Genomic DNA, 21225 nt, shown 5'->3' with positions numbered 1-21225 from the left:
AACGCCGAGCGCGCTGCGCGCTCAATCTCCGAGCTTTCGCGCCGTTAATGGAAACGGTCCGGAAGCGGGCTGCGGATCGCCGGCAAAACAGCACTAAAGCTTGACGACGAGACGCCGTTATTGGTTACAGCAGAGGACAGGGCCGAATCAACGGCAACTCCCTGCGGAGCCACCGGCCAGGCCCTGTTCCCGTGCCGGATTCCCCATACCAGGAGACCTGCATCATGTCCGTCATCAACACCAACACCATCGCCCTCAACGCCCAGCGCAACCTGTCCACCAACAGCGCCAGCCTGTCGACCACCATCCAGCGTCTGTCGTCTGGCCTGCGCATCAATAGCGCCAAGGACGACGCCGCCGGCCTCGCCATCTCGCAGCGCATGACCTCGCAGGTCCGCGGCATGGACCAGGCTGCCCGCAACGCCAACGACGGCATCTCACTGGCGCAGACCGCCGAGGGCGCGCTCGGCGAAATCGGCAACAACCTGCAGCGTATCCGCGAACTGACCGTGCAGGCCGCCAACGGCACTAACAACATTGACGACAAGGACGCGCTGCAGAAGGAAGTTACGCAGCTGCAGTCGGAAATCCTGCGTGTGGTCAATAACACCAAGTTCAATGACACCGCACTGCTCAGCGCTAGCGGCACCATCTCCATTCAGGTCGGCGCAAATGCCACCGACTACGACAAGATCGACATCGCGCTGACGGACATGACGGCTGCGCTGTCGGGCGTGACGAGTGACACCTTCTCGATCTCGGGCATGGCCGCAGGCTCGGGTGCTACCCAGCTGACGACCCTCGACGACGCCTTGAAGTCGGTTAACGAAGCCCGCGCCGAGCTGGGTGCCATCCAGAACCGCTTCAGCTCGGCGGTCTCGAATCTGCAGACCAGCTCCGAGAACCTCTCGGCCTCGCGCAGCCGCATCCAGGACACCGACTACGCCAAGGAGACGGTCGAACTGACCCGGACGCAGATCCTCCAGCAGGCCGGTACCGCGATGCTGGCACAGGCCAAGTCTGCTCCGCAGAGCGTGCTCAGCCTGCTGCAGTAATTCCGCCTCCGTAGTGCGACATCGAACCCGCCTCCGGCATCGGAGGCGGGTTTTTTTATGCTGTCCGGAGAGCCTGGACGCGCGGTGAGTCTGTGCCGGTCTTCCTGCGCGGATCCCGGCTTTGGGAAAAGCCAGGCCGCTCCCCGGGCAACGGAGGCCACTCGCAGCTCCGCGTCACGAGAGACCACGGCCGCAGTCAGCGCACGGCCTTGGACCCGATGCCGTCGCACGCCCCGGCACGCCTCTTGCAACGTCAGCGGCATCCGGCGGCCGTAACGACCGCTCGTTCTCCTTGGAGTCTGCGATGTCTGTCGACGAAGCCTCATCTGCACGGTTGCACAGCGCCTCTGCCACTCATGGCAGCGCCGTCGACAGCGTGCTGCTGAACGCTCTGCCCGGCTTCGGGCCGGCAGCGCAGCGGACGGCGCACACGAAAGCCGCGACGTTGCCCGCGTCTGAGCGTGAGCCGGAGCCAATCTATGTCACCCGCCCCCACCTGCCACCCCTGGAGGAGTTCATCCCCTATCTGCAGGGCATCTGGGACAGGCAGATCCTGACCAACAACGGGCCGTGCCATCGGGAACTGGAGGTTCGACTGGCCGAATACCTGGGCGTCGAACACATCTCGCTGTTCGCCAACGGAACCATAGCCCTGCTGACCGCGCTGCAGGCGCTGCGCATTACTGGCGAGGTCATCACCACCCCTTACAGCTTTGTGGCGACCTCACATGCGCTGCTGTGGAATGGCATCAAGCCGGTGTTCGTGGACATCAACCCGCGCACGCTGAACCTCGACCCGACGCAAATCGAAGCCGCGATCACGCCACAGACCACGGCAATCCTGCCCGTGCACTGCTATGGACGTCCTTGCGATGTCGACGCCATCCAGATGATCGCCGACAACTACGGGCTGAAGGTTGTCTACGACGCAGCCCATGCCTTCGGCGTGCAGGACATCGGCGGCAGCATCCTACGCCACGGCGACCTGTCCGTGCTCAGCCTGCACGCCACGAAGGTGTTCAACACATTCGAGGGAGGTGCCATCGTCTGTCCGGATGCACGCACCAAGCGCCGCATCGATCACCTGAAAAACTTCGGCTTCGCTGACGAGACCACCGTGGTCGCGCCGGGCATCAACGGCAAGATGAGCGAGATCAATGCCGCTTTCGGCCTGCTCCAGCTCGAGCACATCGACGCGGCGCTGGCGCAGCGCAAACGAGTCGTGGAGCGCTACGAGGCGGGCCTGAACGGCGTGGCCGGGATCACACCTGTGCGCAGCGATGCATTCCGTCACAACCATGGCTACTTCCCGATCTTGGTGCGTCCGCGCTACCCGCTGTCACGCGACATGCTGTACCAGGCCTTGAAGGATGTCGGCATCCATGCGCGTCGCTACTTCTATCCCTTGATCAGCAGTTTTCCGATGTATCGGGGGCTGCCCTCATCGGACCCCGCACGGTTGCCGCACGCAAATGCGATCGCCGACCAGGTGATCTGCCTGCCGCTATACCCGGGCCTGCCGCCCGAGGCACAGGACGGGATCATCTCCATCGTGGCTCGCGCCGCCGGGCCGGCGTGACGTCGGCAGAGACTGGTCCTGGACGCGCACCCTACTATCCGCTACGTGATCTTTTCCGGCGCCAACGAGCGCGCGGCGCTGGCGATCTGTCGCTCGTTCGCCAGACGAGACGTGCCCTGCTCCCTGGTCGCGCGACCCGGCGCCGATCCGTTGCGGCGAACCCGCTACCACAGGTGGATCGAAGCCGCCCGGCGTGTGGACACGTTGGACCTCGACGACATGATCGACTGCGTGCGCACGCTGACAGCGCGGCATCCAGGCCAGGCATTGGCGTTCATGCCCACCGCCGAATCGATCAACAGGCTGGTGCTGCGCCACAGGCGACGCTTCGAACAGGCCGGGCTGGCCGTGACTCTCGTCAGTGAGACTATCTACGCTGCGGTCTCCGACAAGGCGAGCCTGCTGGAGCGGGCGGCGAGTTTTGGATTGCTCGTCCCGCCGCTGGTGGAGTCAGCTGTTCCCGCGGCACTGCCACTGGTGGCGAAGCCGCGATGTGAGTTCGCCGCAGACGGACGCAAGCTCTACCCGGAACTGATCCACGATGCCGCCGCACTCGACGCGTTTCTCAGGCATGCCGATCGCACGCAGTACTTTTTCCAGCCTTATCTCGACGGCGCCAGCTACTACTATCTCGCCCATTTCGACCGCGACGGCACCGCCACGTTCGTCTACCAGCGCAACCTGCTGCAGCAAGAGAACGGCAAATCGATCATCGCCGCTGAACTGTGCGGATGTCCCGACGTGTCGACCCGCGAGCGACTGACCGCGCTGTTCCAGGGTCTGGGCTATCACGGCTACGCGATGATCGAGACGATGGAGCTGGAGGGCCTGCACTACCTCATCGAAGTCAATCCGCGCTTCTGGGGGCCATGGAGCCTCGCCGACCGCGCCGGTTTTCTGCCCGAGGCGTTCACCGGATACGGTCGCCCACTGTCCGGCGACATCGCCGGCGGGCGCTATTTATGGCTGGGTGGCTGGTTGGCCGACTGGGGACACAAGCGTCGGCCACGCATCTATCCGGCCGCACGCAAGCTAGGGCTTGGCGACTGCCTCGCGCTGCTTGCCTGCGACGTGCATTTCAAACGCGACAGCTTGCGCATTTTTTTCAGCGAGATCGTCGGCGCGTTGAAGTCGCGTCTGGTTCACACCTCTCGTCCCATCAAACCATGACCACGGATTCCACCATGTCCGACGCCGTGTCCTCGCTGCGCGAGGCATTCGAACGTACCCGCCTGGGGAGCAAGCACGCCTGCTACCAGGAAATCCCGGCCCTGCTGTGGCCCCATCTGGCCGACAGCACTCTGCCCGTGCTGCGTCGATACGAAGCGGCGCGACTGCGCTATGTGCTGGACCGGATTGACATGGACGGCCAAAGCGTCCTGGACATCGGCAGCAACGGCGGCTTCTTCCTGATGGAGATGCTGCGACTCGGGGCCAGTCATGCGACCGCCTACGAGGGCAGTCCCGACCATGCTGCGTTTCTTAACGCCGCACGCGGGGTGCTCGGACTCGATGCACGCATGGACGTCCATGCGCGCTACTTCGACTTCGAGTGCGAGCGAGGCCACTACGACGTAGCCCTGTTGCTGAACGTGTTGCACCACGTTGGCGACGACTACGGCGACAAGGCGCTGTCCGTGAACGACGCCCGTGGCGAGATCATTCGCAGTCTGCGACGGATGCGCGAGCACTGCGACACCCTTGTGTTCCAACTGGGGTACAACTGGAAGGGCGACCGAGACGCGGGCATGTTCGAGCACGGCACCATCGACGAGATGGTTGCGTTCGTGGAGTCGGGCATTGATGGCGCATGGCGGGTCCGCCAGGTCGGTGTCGCCGAGCGCGATACCTCAGGAGAGATCGTCTATCGCGACCTGTGCGACGGCAACCGCCATCGCAAGGACGACCTGGGCGAGTTTCTCAATCGACCGATCTTTCTACTTGCATGAACATCGTGATCGAGCCAACGCAGGGCGATCGCGCTCCGACAGAGAAGCGCGAGCGCAAGTCCCACGCCGAAGCAGGCCCCCTGCATGAGCCCATCGTGCCGATCCCGGCCGCGTCCCCGCAAACCGGGCGCCTCCATCGCCGCGTGGAATTTCCCTACTACTTGGTCGCCCCGGATTACAGAGAGACCTCATCGGGCATCCAGTGCTTGCACTACCTCTGCCACGCACTAAATCTCGAAGGCGCGGACGCGTACGTGGTTGGGTGCACGACCGTCCACCCGCGGCTCAAGACCCCGCGCCTGACCGACGACATCCGAGATCAGCACATCGCAGACGGCCGCCCTCCCATCGCGGTCTACCCGGAAACCATACGCGGCAATCCCTTGGGGGCGGACGTATGCGTTCGCTACATGCTCAACAGGGAAGGCGTCATCGGCGGCAACACGATGGATGCGGCGCCCGGCGACATATTCGTCTATCACCGTGCGGAGTTCGTCGATCCGGCCCGGCCCGGCGAGGTTCTGACCCTGCCAATGGTGGATCCGGACACGTTCTCGCCGGAACCCGCGGAAGAGCGGACGCTCACACTGCTGTATCTCAACCGCGTGCCAAAATCGGCAATCGATTTCCAAACGCTCCCCGCCGATGTGCAGGTGCTGTCGCCGGATGTTCCCCTCCCGCTCGACGCGCTCGCCCCGCTCTTTCGTCGGGCGCGCGTGCTTTACACTTTCGAATCATCCACGACCTGCCGCTTGGCGGCGATGTGCGGGTGTCCGGTTGTCGCCCTGACGGCGCCGGGCTACGACCGCTATGCGTGCACGCCGCAGACGCGGGCAGACGTGGGCGGCGGTATCGTCTGGGACGATTCGCCGAGGTCGCTCGCCAAGGCGCACGCGGAGACTCCGGCAGTGCGCTGCCAGCATCTACAGGCTGAGGACCGCTTCTGGACCCGGCTGCAGGCCTTCACGTCAACGACGCAGGAGGTCATGCGCAAAAAGGCCTCCGGCGAAAATACTCCGAAGGTCGCGCCTTCCATGCAGCTGTGGCTGGAGCGACGCATGCCGACCGCCGCCCAGAGCGCGATCGTGGCGCAGGCGCTGCAGACCGCGACGTGCCCGATGTTAGGTGTGATCGTCGTGGGCCAAGCACACTCGCCGGATGCGGCCGCCGCCACCCTCGCAAGCCTGCAGCGGGCGCATGGCCTCTATCCGTATCTGCGACTCGACTGGCTGGGCAAGCCGCCTCCGATGCATACGGCAGTCGGGAGTGCGACGGCACTGCAGATCCACTTCCATGCGGAGGGCAGCTACCCGGACGTCAACCGAATCGTGCAGAACGGTGACTGCGACTGGGTCATCGTGGTCGACGCCGGCTCTGAATTCATCGCCCCGGGCATGCTGGCGGCCGCGCTCGAGCTGATTGCAACGCCACACACACGCGCGCTCTGTGCAGACGAGATGATGCGCGGCGGCACTGGCGAACTGTCCGCCCTGCTGCGACCCGACTTCAATCTCGATCTGCTGCTGTCGATGCCGTCGGGCCTGTCGCGTCACTGGCTGTTCCGCCGCGACGCGTTTCTCGACACGGGCGGCTTCGATCCCGCGTTCGCAGACGCACCGGAGTTCGATCTGTTGCTCCGGCTGATCGATGCCGGCGGCATCGAAGGACTCGGACATGTGCACGAACCTTTGCTGATCCTGCCGCTGCAGGAGGTGCGCACGCGCGACTCGGAACTCGAGCTCTTGCATCGGCACCTGCGCAATCGCGGCTACGATCGCGCCTCAATCGAGGCGCACCTCCCTGGCTGCTATAGGATCGACTATGGACACCAGCCGACGCCGGGGGTTTCCATCATTATTCCCAGCCGGAACCAGTTCGGCCTGCTCAACCGATGTATCGAGTCGCTGCTGGAGAAAACGCGCTACGCGAACTACGAGGTGCTGATCGTCGACAACGGTAGTACCGACAGCGATGCCTGCAGCTGGCTGGACGGCATCACGGCGATGGACACCCCGCAGTTGCGGGTAATGCGCTACGCGCAGCCCTTCGATTATGCAGCGATGGTCAATCTCGCCGCGCAGAGTGCGCGAGGCGAGTATCTGCTGCTGCTCGACAACGACACCGCGATCCTGCGTGATGACTGGCTGGACGCGATGCTCAATCATGCGCAACGCCCGGAGGTCGGGATTGTCGGCGCAAAATTGCTCAATCCTGATGGCACGGTGCAGCACGCCGGCTCGGTGCTGGGGCTGCATGGCCCAGCGGCGCCCGCCTTCGCCGGCGGGAAAATCGACGCGCCAGGCTACATGTACCGCCTGCAGGTGGACCAGAATTACAGTGCCGTCTCGGGTTCGTGCCTGATGATCCGCAGGTCAGTGTTCGACGAGATTGGCGGTCTTGACGGCGGGCCGCTGCGCAACGCCTATAACGACGCCGACCTGTGCCTGAAGGCCGGTCAGGCGGGCTATCTGATCGTGTGGACGCCCCACGCGCTGCTCCTCCACGAAGGTGGCGCCAGCCAGGTTCGGGAAGACAGGACAAATATTGAGACGAAAGCACGGTTGCGCATCGAGGCGCAGGACGCGATGTACGTGAAATGGCTGCCGGTGCTCGCCAATGATCCGGCCTACAACCGCAACCTGAGCCTCAACGGCCCGGCGTTCCAAGTCGAGACCGACACCACGTTCAACTGGAACCCGCTGCCATGGCGCCCGCTGCCGGTGGCGCTCGCGCTTCCGGCCGACCGCTTCGGCTGCGGCCACTACCGGATTCTCCAGCCGGCTACCGCAATGAACGCGTTCGGCATCGCTGATGTGCGGGTCGGCGACCGCTACTGCACGCCGGTGGAGATGGAACGCCTCGCGCCAGACGTGGTGGTGTTGCAGCGGCAGATGCTCAAGAGCCAGCTGGAGCCGCAGAAGCGCATGCTCCGGTTCAGTCGCAGCTTCAAGGTCGCCGAGCTCGACGACTACCTCCCCAACGTGCCGATGAAGAGTGCGCACAAGGGGCAGCTGCCGAGCGACGTGCTCAAGACGATGCGCGATGCGCTGAAGCTGGTGGACCGGTTTGTCGTATCGACCGCCCCTCTCGCCGAAGCACTGGACGGTCTGCACCCGGACATCCGTATCATTGAGAACCGCCTGCCCCTGCCGTGGTGGGGCGCGGTGAAGGCGCAGCGACGCCAGGGCCGCCGCCCTCGCGTGGGCTGGGGCGGCGGCGCCGGACATCGCGGCGATCTGGAACTGATTGCAGACGTGGTGCGCGAACTGGCCGACGAGGTCGAATGGGTGTTTTTGGGGATGTGCCCGGACAAGCTGCGCCCCTACGTGCACGAGTTCTATCCCGGCGTCGCGATCGAGGACTACCCAGCCCGACTGGCCGGCTTGAATCTCGACCTCGCCCTGGCCCCCCTCGAGGACAACCTGTTCAACCGCTGCAAGAGCAATCTGCGCCTGCTCGAGTACGGCGCGTGTGGCTATCCGATCGTCTGCAGCGATGTCACGCCGTATCGGGGCGAGTTGCCGGTCACGCGCGTCAAACCGCGTTTCAGGGACTGGGTCGAGGCCGTCCGCATGCACACGCACGACCTGGACGCTGCGGCCCGAGCCGGAGACGCACTGCGAGACGCAGTGCGTCGCGACTGGATGCTCGACGAATCACATGCAACGTTCTGGCTGTCGCAGTGGCTGCCCGACTGAGCGGGCCTGCCCGCTCCCCCGTCCAGAGGCACGTTTATTGCAGGGGCGGAGAGCGGCTCAAGTCCGGCACAAGTTTGCCGATACCCAGTGTGCTCTCACGAAAACCGGTGCCGCAGGCTGGCGCGTCCAGATAACAGGAGATCGACATGGCCATTTCCGCGACCGGCTCCGGCATCGACATTCCCAGTCTCGTGTCGAGTCTGGTGTCTTCGTCCCGTGCACCGACCGAGAAGCGCATCACGAGTGCAGGGACCGCGATCAATGCCAAGCTGTCGGCGGTCGGCCAGGTCAAGAGCGCCATGGCCAACCTGCAGACTGCATTGAGCCGGCTTTCGACGAGTGCCGACAAGCCGTCGTTCAAGGCGACCACCGCCGCTGATGCGGGCTTCGCCGCGACTGCGGCAAGTGGCGCGGTGCCCGGCACCTACAGCGTGCGCGTCGATGCGCTGGCAGGTGCGCAGAAACTGGCATCCGCCGGCCACGCGCCGGACGCGAAGCCCGGCAGCGGCACATTGACCTTCGCCTGGGGGGAGGATGAAAGCCTGTCAGTCGAGATCGGTGAAGATGCGACGCTGACCGACATCGCCAACGCGGTGAATCGCGCGGCCGGGGGCAAGGGGGTGGGCGCGACGGTCGTGACCTCCAGCCAGGGCCAGCATCTGGTCTTCACGGCAGCCTCCACGGGCACCGCCAACGCGCTGACAATCACCGCCGAGGGGGATGACAACGGCCTGCAGGCATTGACCACCGGCTCCGGTGGCGGGATGAGCGAAACCGTCGCCGCGACCGATGCCGTTGTCTGGGTGGACGGCTTGGAGCGCCGCTCGGCCAGCAACAGCGTCTCCGGGCTCGTGCCGGGCACCACGCTCGATCTCACGCGTGTCACGCAAGGCGCGCAGACGCTGCGCATCGCCCAGGACAACGAGGCCCTCAGCACCAACGTCGCCTCCTTCGTCACCGCCTACAACAACGTCGTCACCACGCTGAAGTCCAACAGCAGCTACAACGCCACGACCAAGGCCGCCGCTGCGTTGAATGGCGACTCACTGGTGCGCACGCTGCAGCAGCAGCTTCGCAGCCAGGTCGGGGAGCAGTCCGAAAGTCTCAAGGCACTGGGCGTGACGGCCGGCAAGGACGGCCTGCTGAGCTTCAACGCCAGCGACTTCACGGTGGCAATCGCCGCCGATCCGGGCGCGGCGGCGTCAGCCTTCGGTACCCAAGGCGGCTACGCAGAGAAGCTGACCACGCTGCTGAAGGACAATCTCGACTCGATCAGCGGCAGCCTGGTCAAGCGCACCGAAGGTCTGAACAAGCAGGTCTCCGACCTGGAGAAACAGCTCGACGCGCTGGACCTCCGCATGACGAAGCTGTCCAGCCTCTATACCTCGCAGTTCACCGCGATGGAGATGATGGTCGTGCAGATGCAGAGCAGCAGCAGTTCGCTCAACAGCCTGCTGGCGTCCAACCGCGATAACTGAAGCTCAAGTCTCGGCCCAGTACCGCCGATACCCCAGTGTCGGCCGCCAGGCCTCGTCATTCCAGGAACACCTCATGTACGGATCCAGCCGCCAGCACGCCGACCAGTATCGCCGCATGGCAGTTGCCACAAGCGTGGCCGAGGCCGATCCGCACAAGCTGATCGCCCTGCTGCTGGCGGGCGCCTGCGAGCGCATCCGGCTTGCCGAAGCCTGCATTGCCAACGGCGACCAGCTGCGCAAAGGCAAGGCGATCGGCGAGGCCTGCGCGATTGTCAGCCATCTCAATGGCTCGCTCGACCACGAAGCCGGGGGCCAAATCGCTGGAAACCTGGCGTCGCTGTACGAGTACCTGATCCGGCGTCTGACCGAAGCCAATCTGCACAGCGATGTCAACGCCCTGCATGAATCGCTGGCCCTGCTGGTCGAGATCGAGTCCGCATGGCATGCGATCCAGCCCGTCGCGCCCCCGATGACCGCCGGAGCGGCGGCGTGACCATGCCCGACATCGGGGAGCTCCACGCGCGTCTGGACGCGCTCGGAATCGCCCTCGATGGCGATGTCCACGACGCGAGCCAGCAGATGGCCGCATACCACGACCAGTTGCACGTCTATATCGCGGAGGTCGGCGCCCACGCACCTGTCGCGGCGCTGCGTGGCCTGCTGCAGTTGCAGAACGCCCTCTTGCTGCGGATGCAGGAACGCCAACAGGTCATCGGCGAAGCATTGCGTCTGGCCCGTCGCACCGAGAACGCGTCGCGTGCCTACGCCGGAGACGCGTCGTGAGCCCGGATGTCGACCCCGCACAGGTCGACGAGGCTGACGCACACCTGTTCGGCGACTCGCTGACCTGCGACATCGAACTCCCCGTCGCCGTCGAGCCTTCTGCCTCCCGCGGCCGTCAGGCGCAGGCCATCGCACTGCTGTCGGGGCTCGCGCACATCGAGGATCTCCGCAAGGACGATGGCGGCGAGGAGCATGGGGACCTGCCCCTGCTGGCGCAGCGGATGGACGCGAAGCTGGACCTGATCCTCGGGCTCATTGGTCGTCTGGCGCGGACCCACGACCTGCCCGAGCAACCGGTGCGCTGGTCCCGGGCGGGCCTGCGCGTCGATCTGGACCCGACCGTCGGGCTCGCGCAGCGCGGCCGTGCGATCGTCCGGCTGCAACCGGCCGACTGGCTGCCCGATCACCTCGAACTGCCTGCCCAAGTCATCGCCCGTCGAGAAGGTGCCCACGGCACCCGCATGTGGCTGGCCTTCGTCGACCTCCGCCCTGACCTGGTGGAAGCGCTCGACCGTCACCTCTTCCGCCTGCATCGCCGGGCGGTCGCGGAGCAGCGCCGACGATGAACGCCTGCCTCGCGTATCCTTCGGAGTCCGGGCATGCCCGGGAGGCTAAGGAGAGCTGTTGTTGCGAGTGATGATCGTGGACGACCATACCCTTGTGCGGGCGGGCCTGGCCCGCCTGCTGCAGGGATTCGGCGGCATCGACGTCTGCGCCGAGGCCAGTCGCGCCGAGGAGGCGCTGGAGCTCGCGCTGATCCACCGCCCTGACATCGTGCTGATGGACCTCTCGTTGCCCGGACGCAGCGGGATCGAAGCGATGGGGTCGATCCATGCCGAGCTGCCGTCGGTTCGCGTGCTGATCATGTCCATGCACGACGACACCCAGCACGTGCGCAGCGCGCTCGAACGTGGCGCCGCCGGTTTCGTGGTCAAGGACGCAGCGCCGCTGGAACTGGAACTGGCCCTGCGCACCGCGGTCGCGGGCGAGGTGTTCCTGAGCCCGCGGCTGTCGTCGCGGATGATGGCGCCGCTGTTCAACCGCCCCAGGTCGGCCGGTATCGATGCGCTGTCCAATCGGCAGCGACAGATCCTGGACATGATCGGCCGCGGACTCAGCAGCAAGGAGATCGGCGTCGAACTGGGCATCAGCGTCAAGACTGTAGAGACCCACCGCGCGCGCATGATGGAAGTGCTGGGCTGCCGCCGCGCCAACGAACTGGTGCTGTTCGCGGCGCGCCAGGGGCGCGAGCCGGCCTGAGGCGCGCGGCACGCGCCGGAAAACCGCCACCCGCGCGCTGGACTCGCTGTCAGGAAAACCCCTACAGCCCTCAGGCTGGCCCCTGCCGCCGTGGGAAACGCCCCGATACCGGAACCGTCGCATCGCCTTCACGATGCTTTCACGGGCGCAGGGAGCGCCACGAGGCTCCGGACCCGCGATGAAAGCAAGTGCTACCACCTCGATGCAGCTGGGCCAACAGCTGCAGATGACGCCCCAGCTGCTGCAATCGATCCGGCTGCTCCAGCTCGACGGCCTGCAGCTCGAACTGGAGATCCGTCGGGCCCTGGAGCAGAACCCGCTGCTGGAACTCGACGAGGAATCCACTGCAAGTCCGGTGCCGGAACCTGCAGACGGCATGTCCGACGTCGCCGCATTCGACGAACTGCCCGAATCCTCGCTGTGGGACGTGCGCGGGGCGAGCTGGAACGGCGACGACTCGGACGGCCTGCAGCGCATCGCGGCCGACGACTCCACCGATCCGCATCTGCGCATCCTGCAGCGCCTGTCGATGGCGCTCGGCGAGGGCGACCTCGCGATCGCCGCATTCTGGCTCGAGCATTGCGACGACGCCGGCTATCTCGCCGCGCCGCACGCCGGACTGCTCGACGCAGGCGCCACGCGTTTCGGGCGCACGCCTGCCGAAGTCGAGGGCGTGCGCCAGCGTTTGTTGTCCGGCGATCCCGCCGGCGTGGCCGCGCGGAATCTGCGCGAGTGCCTGGTCGCCCAGCTCGACGCCCTGCCTGGCCGCGTCGCCGGCCGTGGGCTCGCGCGCCGGATCCTCGACGAGGCGCTCGAGCTGCTGGGCGCGCACGACATCGCCGGCGTCGCCCGTCAGCTGGGACGCGACGAAGCGGATATCCAGGAAGCCGTACGCCTGATCCTGTCGCTGGACCCGCGCCCCGCCGAAGCCGGTGCGCCGATGGAAAGCACGGCGGTGGTGCCGGATGTGGTGGTCTGGCACGCCGATGCCGGCTGGCGGGTCGCGCTCAATCCAGCCGCCGCGCCGCGGGTGTCGATCAATGCCGGCTATGAGCGTGCACTGGCCGATGGCGAAGGCAGCGCGCCGATGCGCGAGATGCTGCAGGAGGCGCGCTGGTTCACGCGCGGCCTGGCGATGCGCTACGACACCCTGCTGCGCACCGCCAGGGTCATCGTCGAGCGGCAGGCCGCGTTCCTGGAGCGCGGTGAGGAATCGATGGCGCCGCTCACGCTCAAGGACGTCGCCGATGCGATCGGCATGCACGAGTCCACGGTTTCGCGCATCACCAATGGCAAGTTCCTGCAGACACCGCGCGGGACGATCGAGATGAAGCGCTTCTTCGCCGTGCGCCTCGATGGCGCCAGCGTCTCGGGCGCCGCGGTCAGGGCGATGGTGCGCCGGCTGATCGAGGCGGAACCGGCGCAGAATCCGCTGGCCGACGAGGCCATCGCCGCGCTGCTGGCCAGGCAGGGCGTGCACATCGCACGCCGCACCGTGGCCAAGTACCGCGAACAGCTCGACATCGCTCCGGCGCGCACGCGCCGCCGCGGCGCCCGCCCCACCCTGCTCGCCCGCGCGGGCTGAGGACGCGACATGCAGACTATCCACGTGCTCCTGGTCGACGACCACGAAGGCTTCATCAACGCCGCGCAGCGGCATTTCCGCAAGGTGGACTGGCTGAAGGTCGTGGGGACCGCGGCCAACGGGCTGGAGGCCATTGCCCAGTCCGAAGCCCTGCGCCCGGACGTGGTGCTGATGGATCTGGCCATGCCGGAGATGGGCGGGCTGCAGGCCACGCGTCTGATCAAGGCGCAGGACGCCCCGCCCTACATCGTCATCGCCAGCCATTTCGACGATGCCGAACATCGCGAACACGCGACCCGCGCCGGCGCCGACAACTTCGTCAGCAAGCTGTCCTACATCCAGGACGTCATGCAGATCCTCGAAACCCTGCACGCCGATAGCGCGCGTGACGGAGACGTTTCGTGAGCGACCCGCGCATCCTGGTGATCGACAGCGACGACGCGCGTGCCGAGCGTCTGTGCACACTGCTCGAATTCATGGACCTGCGGCCGCGCTGGGTGTCCGAACCCGGCGAGGTCTCCGCCGCGCGCAACCGGCCCGGCGACTGGATGGCCGTGCTGGTGGGCACGCTCGACGATGCGCCGGCCGCGCGGACGTTCTTCGCCTGGCTCGGCAAGGATGCGCTGCCGCCGCCGGTGCTGCTGCTCGACGGCGAGCCGGCGCCGTTCGCGGCCGCCCATGGCCTGCACGAGGCTGGCGTCTGGGCCCTGGATGCACCACTGCGCCATGCCCAGCTCGAGAACCTGCTGCGCATGGCCAGCCTCAAGCGCCTCGACGCCGAGGCGCAGGCCAATGCCGATCCCGGCGTCGGCCCCACCGGCAACAGCGCCGCGGTGCAGGCGCTGCGCCGGATGATCGACCAGGTGGCGCCGTTCGACACCACGGTGTTGGTGCTCGGCGAATCCGGTTCGGGCAAGGAAGTGGCCGCACGGGCAATCCACCAGAGATCCGCCCGCCGCGACGGTCCCTTCGTCGCGATCAACTGCGGGGCGATTCCGGCCGAGCTTCTGGAAAGCGAATTGTTCGGCCATGAGAAGGGGGCGTTCACCGGCGCGCTGTCGGCGCGCAAGGGGCGCTTCGAGATGGCCGAGGGCGGCACCCTGCTGCTCGACGAGATCGGCGACATGAGCCTGCCGATGCAGGTCAAGCTGCTGCGGGTGCTGCAGGAGCGCTGTTTCGAGCGCGTCGGGGGCAACCAGAGCATCAAGTGCGACGTGCGCGTGATCGCCGCGACCCATCGCAACCTCGAAACACGCATCAGCGACGGCCAGTTCCGCGAGGACCTGTTCTACCGGCTCAACGTGTTCCCCATCGACATGCCGTCGCTGCGCGAACGCCGCGACGACCTGCCCGACCTGGTCCGTACGATCGCCGCCCAGCTCGCACGCAACGGGCGCGGGGAGGTGCGGTTCGCGGCCGAGACCCTCGACGCGCTGGCCGGCTATGGCTGGCCGGGCAATGTGCGCGAGCTGAGCAACCTGGTCGAGCGCCTCGCCGTGCTCAATCCCGGCGGCCTGGTGCGCGTGCAGGATCTGCCGCTGCGCTATCGCGAGCACCTGCTGGCGCAGACGATCACGTTCGCTGACGAGATGCCGACGTCGCAGGCCGCTCCCGCCGCGGCGGCGCCCGCCACCGCAGCGGCGCCACCCGCGACGACGGTAAGCGACGATGGCGCACAGCTGCCCGAAGATGGCATGGACCTGCGCGACCACATGGCCCGGATCGAGCTGGGCCTGATCCGCGAGGCACTGGAACGCAGCGACGGCGTCGTCGCCCACGCCGCCCAGCTGCTGGGCCTGCGCCGGACCACGCTGGCCGAGAAGCTGCGCAAGTACGGCATCGAACGCGATCTCACGAACTGACCGCTCGCTCGCCCGACGCGGGCTCCGCAGGCTACCGACAGTGCTGCATCCCGCGCCCAAGCACCAATAGCCGCGCACGCCCCCTGCCGACGACGCCGCAAGGCGTGCGGGGAGGCACGCGGGCCACGCCCTCGCCACCGTCGCGTGGGCGGCTTCACCGGCGTGGCCGCGCGGTTCCGCGCCTGCCGGATCGAGCGCTGCGACCAAACCTCCGCGCTCCGCGCGCCCGGGTGCGCGCTGCGGCACACGTCTTGCATCGATGCAGACAGGTTTCCGTCCCCGGACGTCCCGCATGAGCCATTCCGTCAATTCGATCCTCTCCCAGATCCGCAGTTACCAGGGCCAGGTGTCCCAGGCGCGGCCGATGGCGGGCGACGTGCAGCGCAGCGATGCGATCGCCGTCCAGGGCGGCGTCGGCGGGATGCAGGGGGTCGGTGGGACGACTGGTGTTGCGGCGCCGAGCTTCGGGGCGACGCTGCGCAACGCGCTCGAGGGGGTCAATGGCGCCCAGCAGCGTTCGGGCGAACTGGTGCGCGCGTTCGAGCTCGGCGAACCCGGCGCGGACCTGGCCAAGGTGATGGTGGCTGCGCAGCAGTCGCAGGTGGCCTTCCGGGCCACGGTGGAAGTGCGTAATCGACTGGTGCAGGCGTACCAGGACGTCATGAACATGCCGCTGTGATGCGGCCCGGAACGGAATAAGCGAAGACCATGGCGATCACGCTGTCCAAGGAAGCCCTCAACACCGATGCGGCGAGTCGCAAGGCGGTCGATGTGCTCGATCGTCTGGAGAAGATGCAGCTCGCCGGCCGCCTGGCGAAGATGGCGCTGCTGGCCGCCGCCATCGCGGTCGGGCTGATCGTGTTTTTCTGGGCGCAGAAGCCCGGCTTCGTGCCGCTCTACGCCGGGCTCGACGCCAAGGCCACCGCGGAAGCCACCGATCTGCTGCGCGCGGCGCAGATCCCGTTCAAGATGGACCAGGCCTCCGGCGCGATCTCCGTGCCGGAGGCCAATCTCCACGACGCACGCCTGAAGCTCGCCGGCTCGGGTCTGGGCGAGTCGGGCCGCATCGGCTTCGAAATGATGGAGCGCGATCCGGGCTTCGGCGTCAGCCAGTTCGTCGAGACGGCGCGTTACCAGCATGCGCTGGAGACCGAACTGGTGCGGACCATCGCCGCACTGCGCCCGGTCCGCGACGCGCGTGTGCACCTGGCGATCCCCAAGCCGTCGGCGTTCACCCGCCAGCGCGAGGTCGCCAGCGCCTCGGTCGTGCTGGAGCTCCGTGGTGGCGCGACGCTCGAACGCGGCCAGGTGGATGCGATCGTGCATCTCGTCGCGTCCAGCATCCCCGACCTCTCGCCCGACCGGGTCACCGTCGTCGACCAGAACGGTCGCCTGCTGAGCAACGATGCCCAGGATCCGGCGGCCGCCATGAGCGCGATCCAGTTCGAGCAGGTGCGTCGCCAGGAGACTTCCTTCAACCAGCGCATCCGCGAGCTGCTCGAGCCGATGGCCGGCGCCGGCCGGGTCAATGCCGAAGTCACGGTGGACATGGACTTCTCCGCCATCGAAGAGGCGCGGGAGCTCTACAACGCCGACCCGCCGAAGCTGCGCAGCGAGCAGCTGAGCGAGTCCGCCAGCCGCGAAACCGGCGCGCAGGGCATTCCCGGCGCCACCCCGAACCTGCCCGACACCGCGATCAATCCGGCGCCGTTGAATGCCCAGGTCGCCGCCGCTACGGGTAACGGCGCGGGCGCCGGCGACTCGTCGCGCAGCTCCACCCGCAACTACGAGCTCGACCGCACGCTCAGCCACACCCGCCAGCCGCCCGGCCGCATCCGCCGGGTCAGCGCCGCGGTGCTGGTCGACCACGTGCCGCGCACCGGCGCCGATGGCGCGACCTCGACGCAGCCGCTGACGGCCGCCGAACTGCAGCGCATCGAGGCGCTGGTGCGCCAGGCGGTCGGCTTCGACGAAGCGCGTGGCGACACGGTATCGGTGATGAACGCGCCGTTCGTGCGCGAACAATCCGAAGGCTTCGACGCGCCGCCGTGGTGGCAGAACCCGATGCTGCGCGACATCGCCCGGCTCGCGCTCGGCGCGCTGGTGGTGCTGGCGCTGGTGTTCGGCGTTGTGCGCCCGGCAGTGCGCCAGATCGCCGGCCCTTCCAAGCCGCCAGCGCCGAAGACGCCGGTGACGGCCGAGGTCACCCTGCTCGACGAGCCGCTGCCGGCGCTGGCCAGTGACACGGTACAGATCGACGCGCTCGCCGACGGTCGCGCGCAGATCGCGCTGCCGTCGGACGCTTACGAGGACCGCCTGCGCACCGCGCGCGAGGCGGTGAAGACGGATTCCAAGCGCGTGGCACAGGTGGTCAAGGGATGGTTGGACGATGAAGCGGCCGCATGACCTCAACGCCCTGAGCGGCGTACAACGCGCGGCCGTGCTGCTGCTCTCGCTCGGCGAAGTGGACGCGGCCGAGGTGCTCAAGCACATGGACGCCAAGGAAGTGCAGAAGCTGGGCCTGGCCATGGCGACGATGGGCGCGGTGAGCCGCGAACAGGTCGGCACCGTAATGGACGATTTCGCCTCCGCGCTCGACCGGCAGACTTCGCTCGGCGTCGGCGCCGACGACTACATCCGCGCGGTGCTCGTCTCGGCGCTGGGCGCCGACAAGGCCAGCAGCCTGATCGATCGCATCCTGCTCGGCCGCAACACCACCGGGCTCGATACGCTCAAGTGGATGGACCCGCGGGCGATCGCCGACCTGGTGCGCCACGAGCACCCGCAGATCATCGCCATCGTGCTTTCGCATCTGGACGCCGACCAGGCGGCCGATGCGCTGAAGCTGCTGCCAGAGCGCACCCGCGCCGACGTGCTGCTGCGCATCGCCACGCTCGACGGCATTCCGCCAAACGCGCTCAACGAACTCAACGAGATCATGGAGCGCCAGTTCGCCGGCAACCAGAACCTCAAATCCTCGGCCGTGGGCGGCATCAAGGTCGCGGCCAACATCCTCAACTTCATGGACACCGGTCAGGACCAGAGTCTGCTCGGCGCCATCCGCAAGGTGGACGAAGTGCTGGGCCAGCGCATCCAGGACCTGATGTTCGTATTCGACGACCTGATCGAACTCGACGACCGCGAGCTGCAGGCGGTGCTGCGCGAGGTGTCGGGCGAGCGCCTGGGCATCGCACTGCGCGGCGCCGATCCCAAGGTGCGCGACAAGATCACTCGCAACATGTCGCAGCGCGCAGCCGAAATCCTGCTCGAAGACATGGACGCCCGCGGCCCCGTGCGCCTGTCCGACGTGGAGGCCGCGCAGAAGGAGATCCTGACCCTGGTTCGCCGGCTGGCCGATGAGGGCACGATCGCCCTGGGCGGCGGCACCGCCGAGGAACTGGTATGAGCAACGCAGTGCGCTGGTACGCGCCACCGCTGGAAGACCCGCAACCGGTCGCCCGCGAGGAAACGCCCGAGCAGATCCCGCACCCGCCGTCGCTGGAGGAGATCCAGCAGATCCGCGACGATGCCCAGCGCGAAGGCCATGCCGAGGGCCTGGCCCTGGGCCGCGCCGAGGGACTGGCGCAGGCGCAGGGCGAGATGCGCCGGCTGAGCGCGCAGATCGAAGGCATCCTCGACAATTTCTCGCGCCCGCTGGCGCGGCTGGAAACCGAAGTCGTGGCAGCGCTCGGCGAGCTTGCCGTACGCATCGCCGGCGGGCTGGTGGGACGCGCCTACCAGGCCGATCCGGAACTGCTGGCCGGGCTCGTCGGCGAGGCGGTCGACGCCGCGGGCGGCGCGGCGCGCGAGGTCGAGGTGCGCCTGCATCCCGATGACATCGCCGCGCTCGCCCCGGTGCTGACCCTGGCCCCTGCGACGCGGCTGGTGGCCGATCCCGCGCTGGCCCGCGGCGACCTGCGCGTGCACGCCGAAACCGTACGCATCGACGGCAGCCTCGATGCCCGCCTGCGCGGCGCGCTCGACACGGTGCTGCGCCGTGCCGGGGCACGCGCATGACCACGCCGGAACTGCCCATCGCCGACCCGGCCGACTGGTTGACCGCGCGCAACCTGCGCCTGGTCACGCGCCTGGATGCGACCGGCCCGGATCCCGCCGCCGGGCGAGGCCTGGTGCGCGAGGGCATCCTGCGCCGCGCGATCGGGCTGACCCTCGAGGCGGTCGGCTGCGAATCGCCGATGGGTGCCACCTGCAAGGTGGAGGTCGATGGCGGCTGGGTCGAAGCCGAGGTCGTCGGTTTCGCCGGCGACCGCACTTCACTGATGCCCAGCGCGGAACTGCACGGCCTGCTGCCGAATGCACGCGTGGTGCCCCTGCACCGGCGCGGCGGGGTCGAGATCGGCGAGGGCCTGCTCGGCCGGGTGATCGATTCCGACGGCGTGCCGCTCGACGGCAAGGGCCCGATCCGTGCCGAGGGCACGGTCGGCATGGCCGGCGTATCGATCAATCCGCTCGCGCGCGAGCCCATCACCCAGCCGCTCGATGTCGGCGTGCGCGCGATCAACGCGCTGCTGCCGATCGGCCGCGGCCAGCGCGTGGGCCTCTTCGCGGGCTCGGGCGTCGGCAAGTCGACCCTGCTGGGCATGATGACCCGCTTCACCGCCGCCGACGTCATCGTCGTGGGCCTGATCGGCGAGCGCGGCCGCGAAGTGCGCGATTTCGTCGAGAGCACGCTCGGCGAGGAAGGCCTGCGCCGAGCGGTCGTGGTCGCCGCGCCCGCCGACCGCCCGCCACTGGCCCGTCTGCATGGCGCCTATCGCGCCACCGCGATCGCCGAATGGTTCCGCGACCAGGGGCTCAATGTGCTGCTGCTGATGGATTCGCTCACCCGCTTTGCCCAGGCGCAGCGCGAGATCGGTCTGTCGGTCGGCGAGCCGCCGACTACCCGCGGCTATCCGCCCTCGGTGTTCGCCAAACTCCCGGCGCTGGTCGAGCGCGCCGGCAACGGCGCCGCCGGACGCGGCTCGATCACCGCGTTCTACACCGTGCTCACCGAGGGCGACGATCCGCAGGATCCGATCGCCGACGCCGCTCGCGCGATTCTCGACGGCCACATCCTGCTGTCGCGCCGGATCGCCGATGGCGGCCTGTACCCGGCGATCGACGTCGAATCCTCGGTCAGCCGCGTGGTCACCGAGATCGCCGACGACACCTGGCGCGAGCGCATCCGCGCGCTCAAGCGGCTGGTCTCGGCCTATACCGCCAACCGCGACCTGATCGCGATCGGCGCCTACCAGCGCGGCGCCGATCCTGCGGTCGACGAGGCCTTGGCCCGCTGGCCCGAGATCGTCGAGTTCCTCGGCCAGGACATCGCCCACGCCGCCGATCTGAACCACAGCCGCGAGGCGCTCGAGCGCCTGCTGCATCCCGAGGAAGCCGCCGCATGAAGCAGTCCCGCCGCATCGATCCCCTGCTCGACCGCGCCCAGGAAACCCAGGACGCGGCGGCACGCCTGCTGGCCGAGCGCCAGCGCGTGCTGGCCCAGCACGAGGCGCAGCTGCACGAACTGCGCCGCTACGCGGACGAGTACGGCCAGAGCCAGCTGGCCGCCACCAGCCCCGCGCAACTGGCCAACCGCCGTGCCTTCCTCGACCGGCTGCAATCGGCGGTCGACCAGCAGTCGCGCAACGTCGACAACAGCCGCGAAACCGTCGAGATCGAACGCGGCCGCCTGCTGCTGGCCAGTCGCGACAAACAGGTACTGGAGCAGCTGGCCGCGAGCTATCGCGCGCAGGAGCGCCAGGTCGACGAACGCCGGTCGCAGCGCGAGCTCGACGATCTCGGTGCGCGCCGCGTGCGGATTGCCCAGCTTGCCGCTGCCGACGGAGCCGACGCTTGAGCGTCGCGGCCACCTCCGCGCCGGCCGGGCCGCCCACCCCGGTTCCGCGCGGTGGCGCAGCCTCCACGGCGCGTGGCGGCGATCAGCCCGACGCCTTTGCCCGGGCCCTGCAGCGGCGT

General features: G+C 67.8%; 20 protein-coding genes. 19 read left to right on the top strand and 1 reads right to left on the bottom strand.

What is annotated here, in order from left to right:
- The first annotated feature begins 221 nt into the window (after positions 1-221).
- The 5 genes from CNR27_RS09765 (at position 222) to CNR27_RS09745 (ending at position 8281) form a co-directional block, all read left to right on the top strand.
- The gene (locus tag CNR27_RS09765; protein WP_096300519.1) at positions 222-1055 is read left to right on the top strand and encodes a flagellin N-terminal helical domain-containing protein; all 834 of its coding nucleotides are present in this window, start codon (positions 222-224) and stop codon (positions 1053-1055) included.
- A gap of 304 nt (positions 1056-1359) precedes the next feature.
- A complete protein-coding gene (locus CNR27_RS09760; RefSeq protein WP_096300517.1) occupies positions 1360-2634 on the top strand; it encodes a DegT/DnrJ/EryC1/StrS family aminotransferase in 1275 nt (424 codons plus the stop codon).
- Between the two features lie 45 nt (positions 2635-2679).
- Positions 2680-3804, top strand: coding sequence for an ATP-grasp domain-containing protein (locus tag CNR27_RS09755; protein ID WP_096298340.1), 1125 nt, complete (start codon positions 2680-2682; stop codon positions 3802-3804).
- A gap of 14 nt (positions 3805-3818) precedes the next feature.
- Positions 3819-4583: a class I SAM-dependent methyltransferase gene (locus CNR27_RS09750; protein ID WP_157745394.1), complete on the top strand. Its 765-nt coding sequence runs from the start codon at positions 3819-3821 to the stop codon at positions 4581-4583.
- Positions 4580-8281, top strand: coding sequence for a glycosyltransferase (locus CNR27_RS09745; protein ID WP_245815588.1), 3702 nt, complete (start codon positions 4580-4582; stop codon positions 8279-8281). The genes CNR27_RS09750 and CNR27_RS09745 overlap by 4 nt, the downstream gene beginning before the upstream one ends.
- 34 nt (positions 8282-8315) lie before the next feature.
- Here the strand turns inward: CNR27_RS09745 and CNR27_RS15725 are convergent, their stop codons facing one another.
- Entirely contained in the window at positions 8316-8582 is a 267-nt protein-coding gene (locus tag CNR27_RS15725; RefSeq protein WP_245815827.1) for a hypothetical protein, read from the bottom strand.
- On the opposite strand from CNR27_RS15725, the gene fliD reads away from it, so the two are divergent.
- From fliD to fliJ, 14 genes are all read left to right on the top strand, one after another.
- On the top strand, positions 8473-9759 hold the full coding sequence (gene fliD / locus CNR27_RS09740) for a flagellar filament capping protein FliD (protein WP_245815809.1): 1287 nt from the start codon (positions 8473-8475) through the stop codon (positions 9757-9759). The genes CNR27_RS15725 and fliD overlap by 110 nt on opposite strands.
- Before the next feature lie 73 nt (positions 9760-9832).
- Positions 9833-10252 (top strand): flagellar export chaperone FliS, encoded by a 420-nt coding sequence (gene fliS, locus CNR27_RS09735; protein WP_096298334.1) that lies wholly within the window; start codon positions 9833-9835, stop codon positions 10250-10252.
- Positions 10249-10542: a hypothetical protein gene (locus CNR27_RS09730; protein ID WP_157745391.1), complete on the top strand. Its 294-nt coding sequence runs from the start codon at positions 10249-10251 to the stop codon at positions 10540-10542. The genes fliS and CNR27_RS09730 overlap by 4 nt, the downstream gene beginning before the upstream one ends.
- A complete protein-coding gene (locus CNR27_RS09725) occupies positions 10539-11108 on the top strand; it encodes a PilZ domain-containing protein (protein WP_096298330.1) in 570 nt (189 codons plus the stop codon). Before CNR27_RS09730 ends, CNR27_RS09725 begins: the two co-directional genes overlap by 4 nt.
- A gap of 61 nt (positions 11109-11169) precedes the next feature.
- Positions 11170-11802: a response regulator gene (locus CNR27_RS09720; RefSeq protein ID WP_096298328.1), complete on the top strand. Its 633-nt coding sequence runs from the start codon at positions 11170-11172 to the stop codon at positions 11800-11802.
- A gap of 178 nt (positions 11803-11980) precedes the next feature.
- Positions 11981-13387: an RNA polymerase factor sigma-54 gene (gene rpoN, locus CNR27_RS09715; protein WP_096298326.1), complete on the top strand. Its 1407-nt coding sequence runs from the start codon at positions 11981-11983 to the stop codon at positions 13385-13387.
- 9 nt (positions 13388-13396) lie between these two features.
- Positions 13397-13792 carry a response regulator gene (locus CNR27_RS09710; RefSeq protein ID WP_096298324.1) on the top strand — a complete coding sequence of 132 codons (396 nt, stop codon included), beginning with the start codon at positions 13397-13399 and terminating at the stop codon, positions 13790-13792.
- Positions 13789-15249, top strand: coding sequence for a sigma-54 dependent transcriptional regulator (locus CNR27_RS09705; RefSeq protein ID WP_096298322.1), 1461 nt, complete (start codon positions 13789-13791; stop codon positions 15247-15249). Before CNR27_RS09710 ends, CNR27_RS09705 begins: the two co-directional genes overlap by 4 nt.
- Positions 15250-15541: 292 nt before the next feature.
- Positions 15542-15928: a flagellar hook-basal body complex protein FliE gene (gene fliE, locus CNR27_RS09700; protein ID WP_096298320.1), complete on the top strand. Its 387-nt coding sequence runs from the start codon at positions 15542-15544 to the stop codon at positions 15926-15928.
- Between the two features lie 29 nt (positions 15929-15957).
- Positions 15958-17655 carry a flagellar basal-body MS-ring/collar protein FliF gene (gene fliF, locus CNR27_RS09695; protein ID WP_096298318.1) on the top strand — a complete coding sequence of 566 codons (1698 nt, stop codon included), beginning with the start codon at positions 15958-15960 and terminating at the stop codon, positions 17653-17655.
- Between the two features lie 10 nt (positions 17656-17665).
- Positions 17666-18655 carry a flagellar motor switch protein FliG gene (gene fliG, locus CNR27_RS09690; RefSeq protein WP_096300514.1) on the top strand — a complete coding sequence of 330 codons (990 nt, stop codon included), beginning with the start codon at positions 17666-17668 and terminating at the stop codon, positions 18653-18655.
- The gene (locus CNR27_RS09685) at positions 18652-19266 is read left to right on the top strand and encodes a FliH/SctL family protein (RefSeq protein WP_096298316.1); all 615 of its coding nucleotides are present in this window, start codon (positions 18652-18654) and stop codon (positions 19264-19266) included. Before fliG ends, CNR27_RS09685 begins: the two co-directional genes overlap by 4 nt.
- Positions 19263-20654, top strand: coding sequence for a FliI/YscN family ATPase (locus CNR27_RS09680; protein WP_096298314.1), 1392 nt, complete (start codon positions 19263-19265; stop codon positions 20652-20654). Before CNR27_RS09685 ends, CNR27_RS09680 begins: the two co-directional genes overlap by 4 nt.
- Positions 20651-21106, top strand: a complete 456-nt coding sequence (fliJ, locus tag CNR27_RS09675) for a flagellar export protein FliJ (protein ID WP_096298312.1) — start codon at positions 20651-20653, stop codon at positions 21104-21106. The genes CNR27_RS09680 and fliJ overlap by 4 nt, the downstream gene beginning before the upstream one ends.
- Positions 21107-21225 lie beyond the last annotated feature (119 nt).

The organism is Luteimonas chenhongjianii, assembly GCF_002327105.1.
GTDB lineage: Bacteria > Pseudomonadota > Gammaproteobacteria > Xanthomonadales > Xanthomonadaceae > Luteimonas > Luteimonas chenhongjianii.
Note: the sequence above shows the minus strand (reverse complement) of the source record. Positions and strands in the feature narration are given on the sequence as shown.

Excerpts from the sequence above, each read along its gene's own strand:
- CNR27_RS09760 (WP_096300517.1), top strand. The coding sequence starts at position 1,360 with ATGTCTGTCGACGAAGCCTCATCTGCACGGTTGCACAGCGCCTCTGCC.
- CNR27_RS09750 (WP_157745394.1), top strand. The coding sequence starts at position 3,819 with ATGTCCGACGCCGTGTCCTCGCTGCGCGAGGCATTCGAACGTACCCGC.
- CNR27_RS09745 (WP_245815588.1), top strand. The coding sequence starts at position 4,580 with ATGAACATCGTGATCGAGCCAACGCAGGGCGATCGCGCTCCGACAGAG.
- CNR27_RS15725 (WP_245815827.1), bottom strand. The coding sequence starts at position 8,582 with ATGGCGCTCTTGACCTGGCCGACCGCCGACAGCTTGGCATTGATCGCG.
- fliS (WP_096298334.1), top strand. The coding sequence starts at position 9,833 with ATGTACGGATCCAGCCGCCAGCACGCCGACCAGTATCGCCGCATGGCA.
- rpoN (WP_096298326.1), top strand. The coding sequence starts at position 11,981 with ATGAAAGCAAGTGCTACCACCTCGATGCAGCTGGGCCAACAGCTGCAG.
- CNR27_RS09710 (WP_096298324.1), top strand. The coding sequence starts at position 13,397 with ATGCAGACTATCCACGTGCTCCTGGTCGACGACCACGAAGGCTTCATC.
- fliE (WP_096298320.1), top strand. The coding sequence starts at position 15,542 with ATGAGCCATTCCGTCAATTCGATCCTCTCCCAGATCCGCAGTTACCAG.
- fliF (WP_096298318.1), top strand. The coding sequence starts at position 15,958 with ATGGCGATCACGCTGTCCAAGGAAGCCCTCAACACCGATGCGGCGAGT.
- CNR27_RS09685 (WP_096298316.1), top strand. The coding sequence starts at position 18,652 with ATGAGCAACGCAGTGCGCTGGTACGCGCCACCGCTGGAAGACCCGCAA.
- CNR27_RS09680 (WP_096298314.1), top strand. The coding sequence starts at position 19,263 with ATGACCACGCCGGAACTGCCCATCGCCGACCCGGCCGACTGGTTGACC.
- fliJ (WP_096298312.1), top strand. The coding sequence starts at position 20,651 with ATGAAGCAGTCCCGCCGCATCGATCCCCTGCTCGACCGCGCCCAGGAA.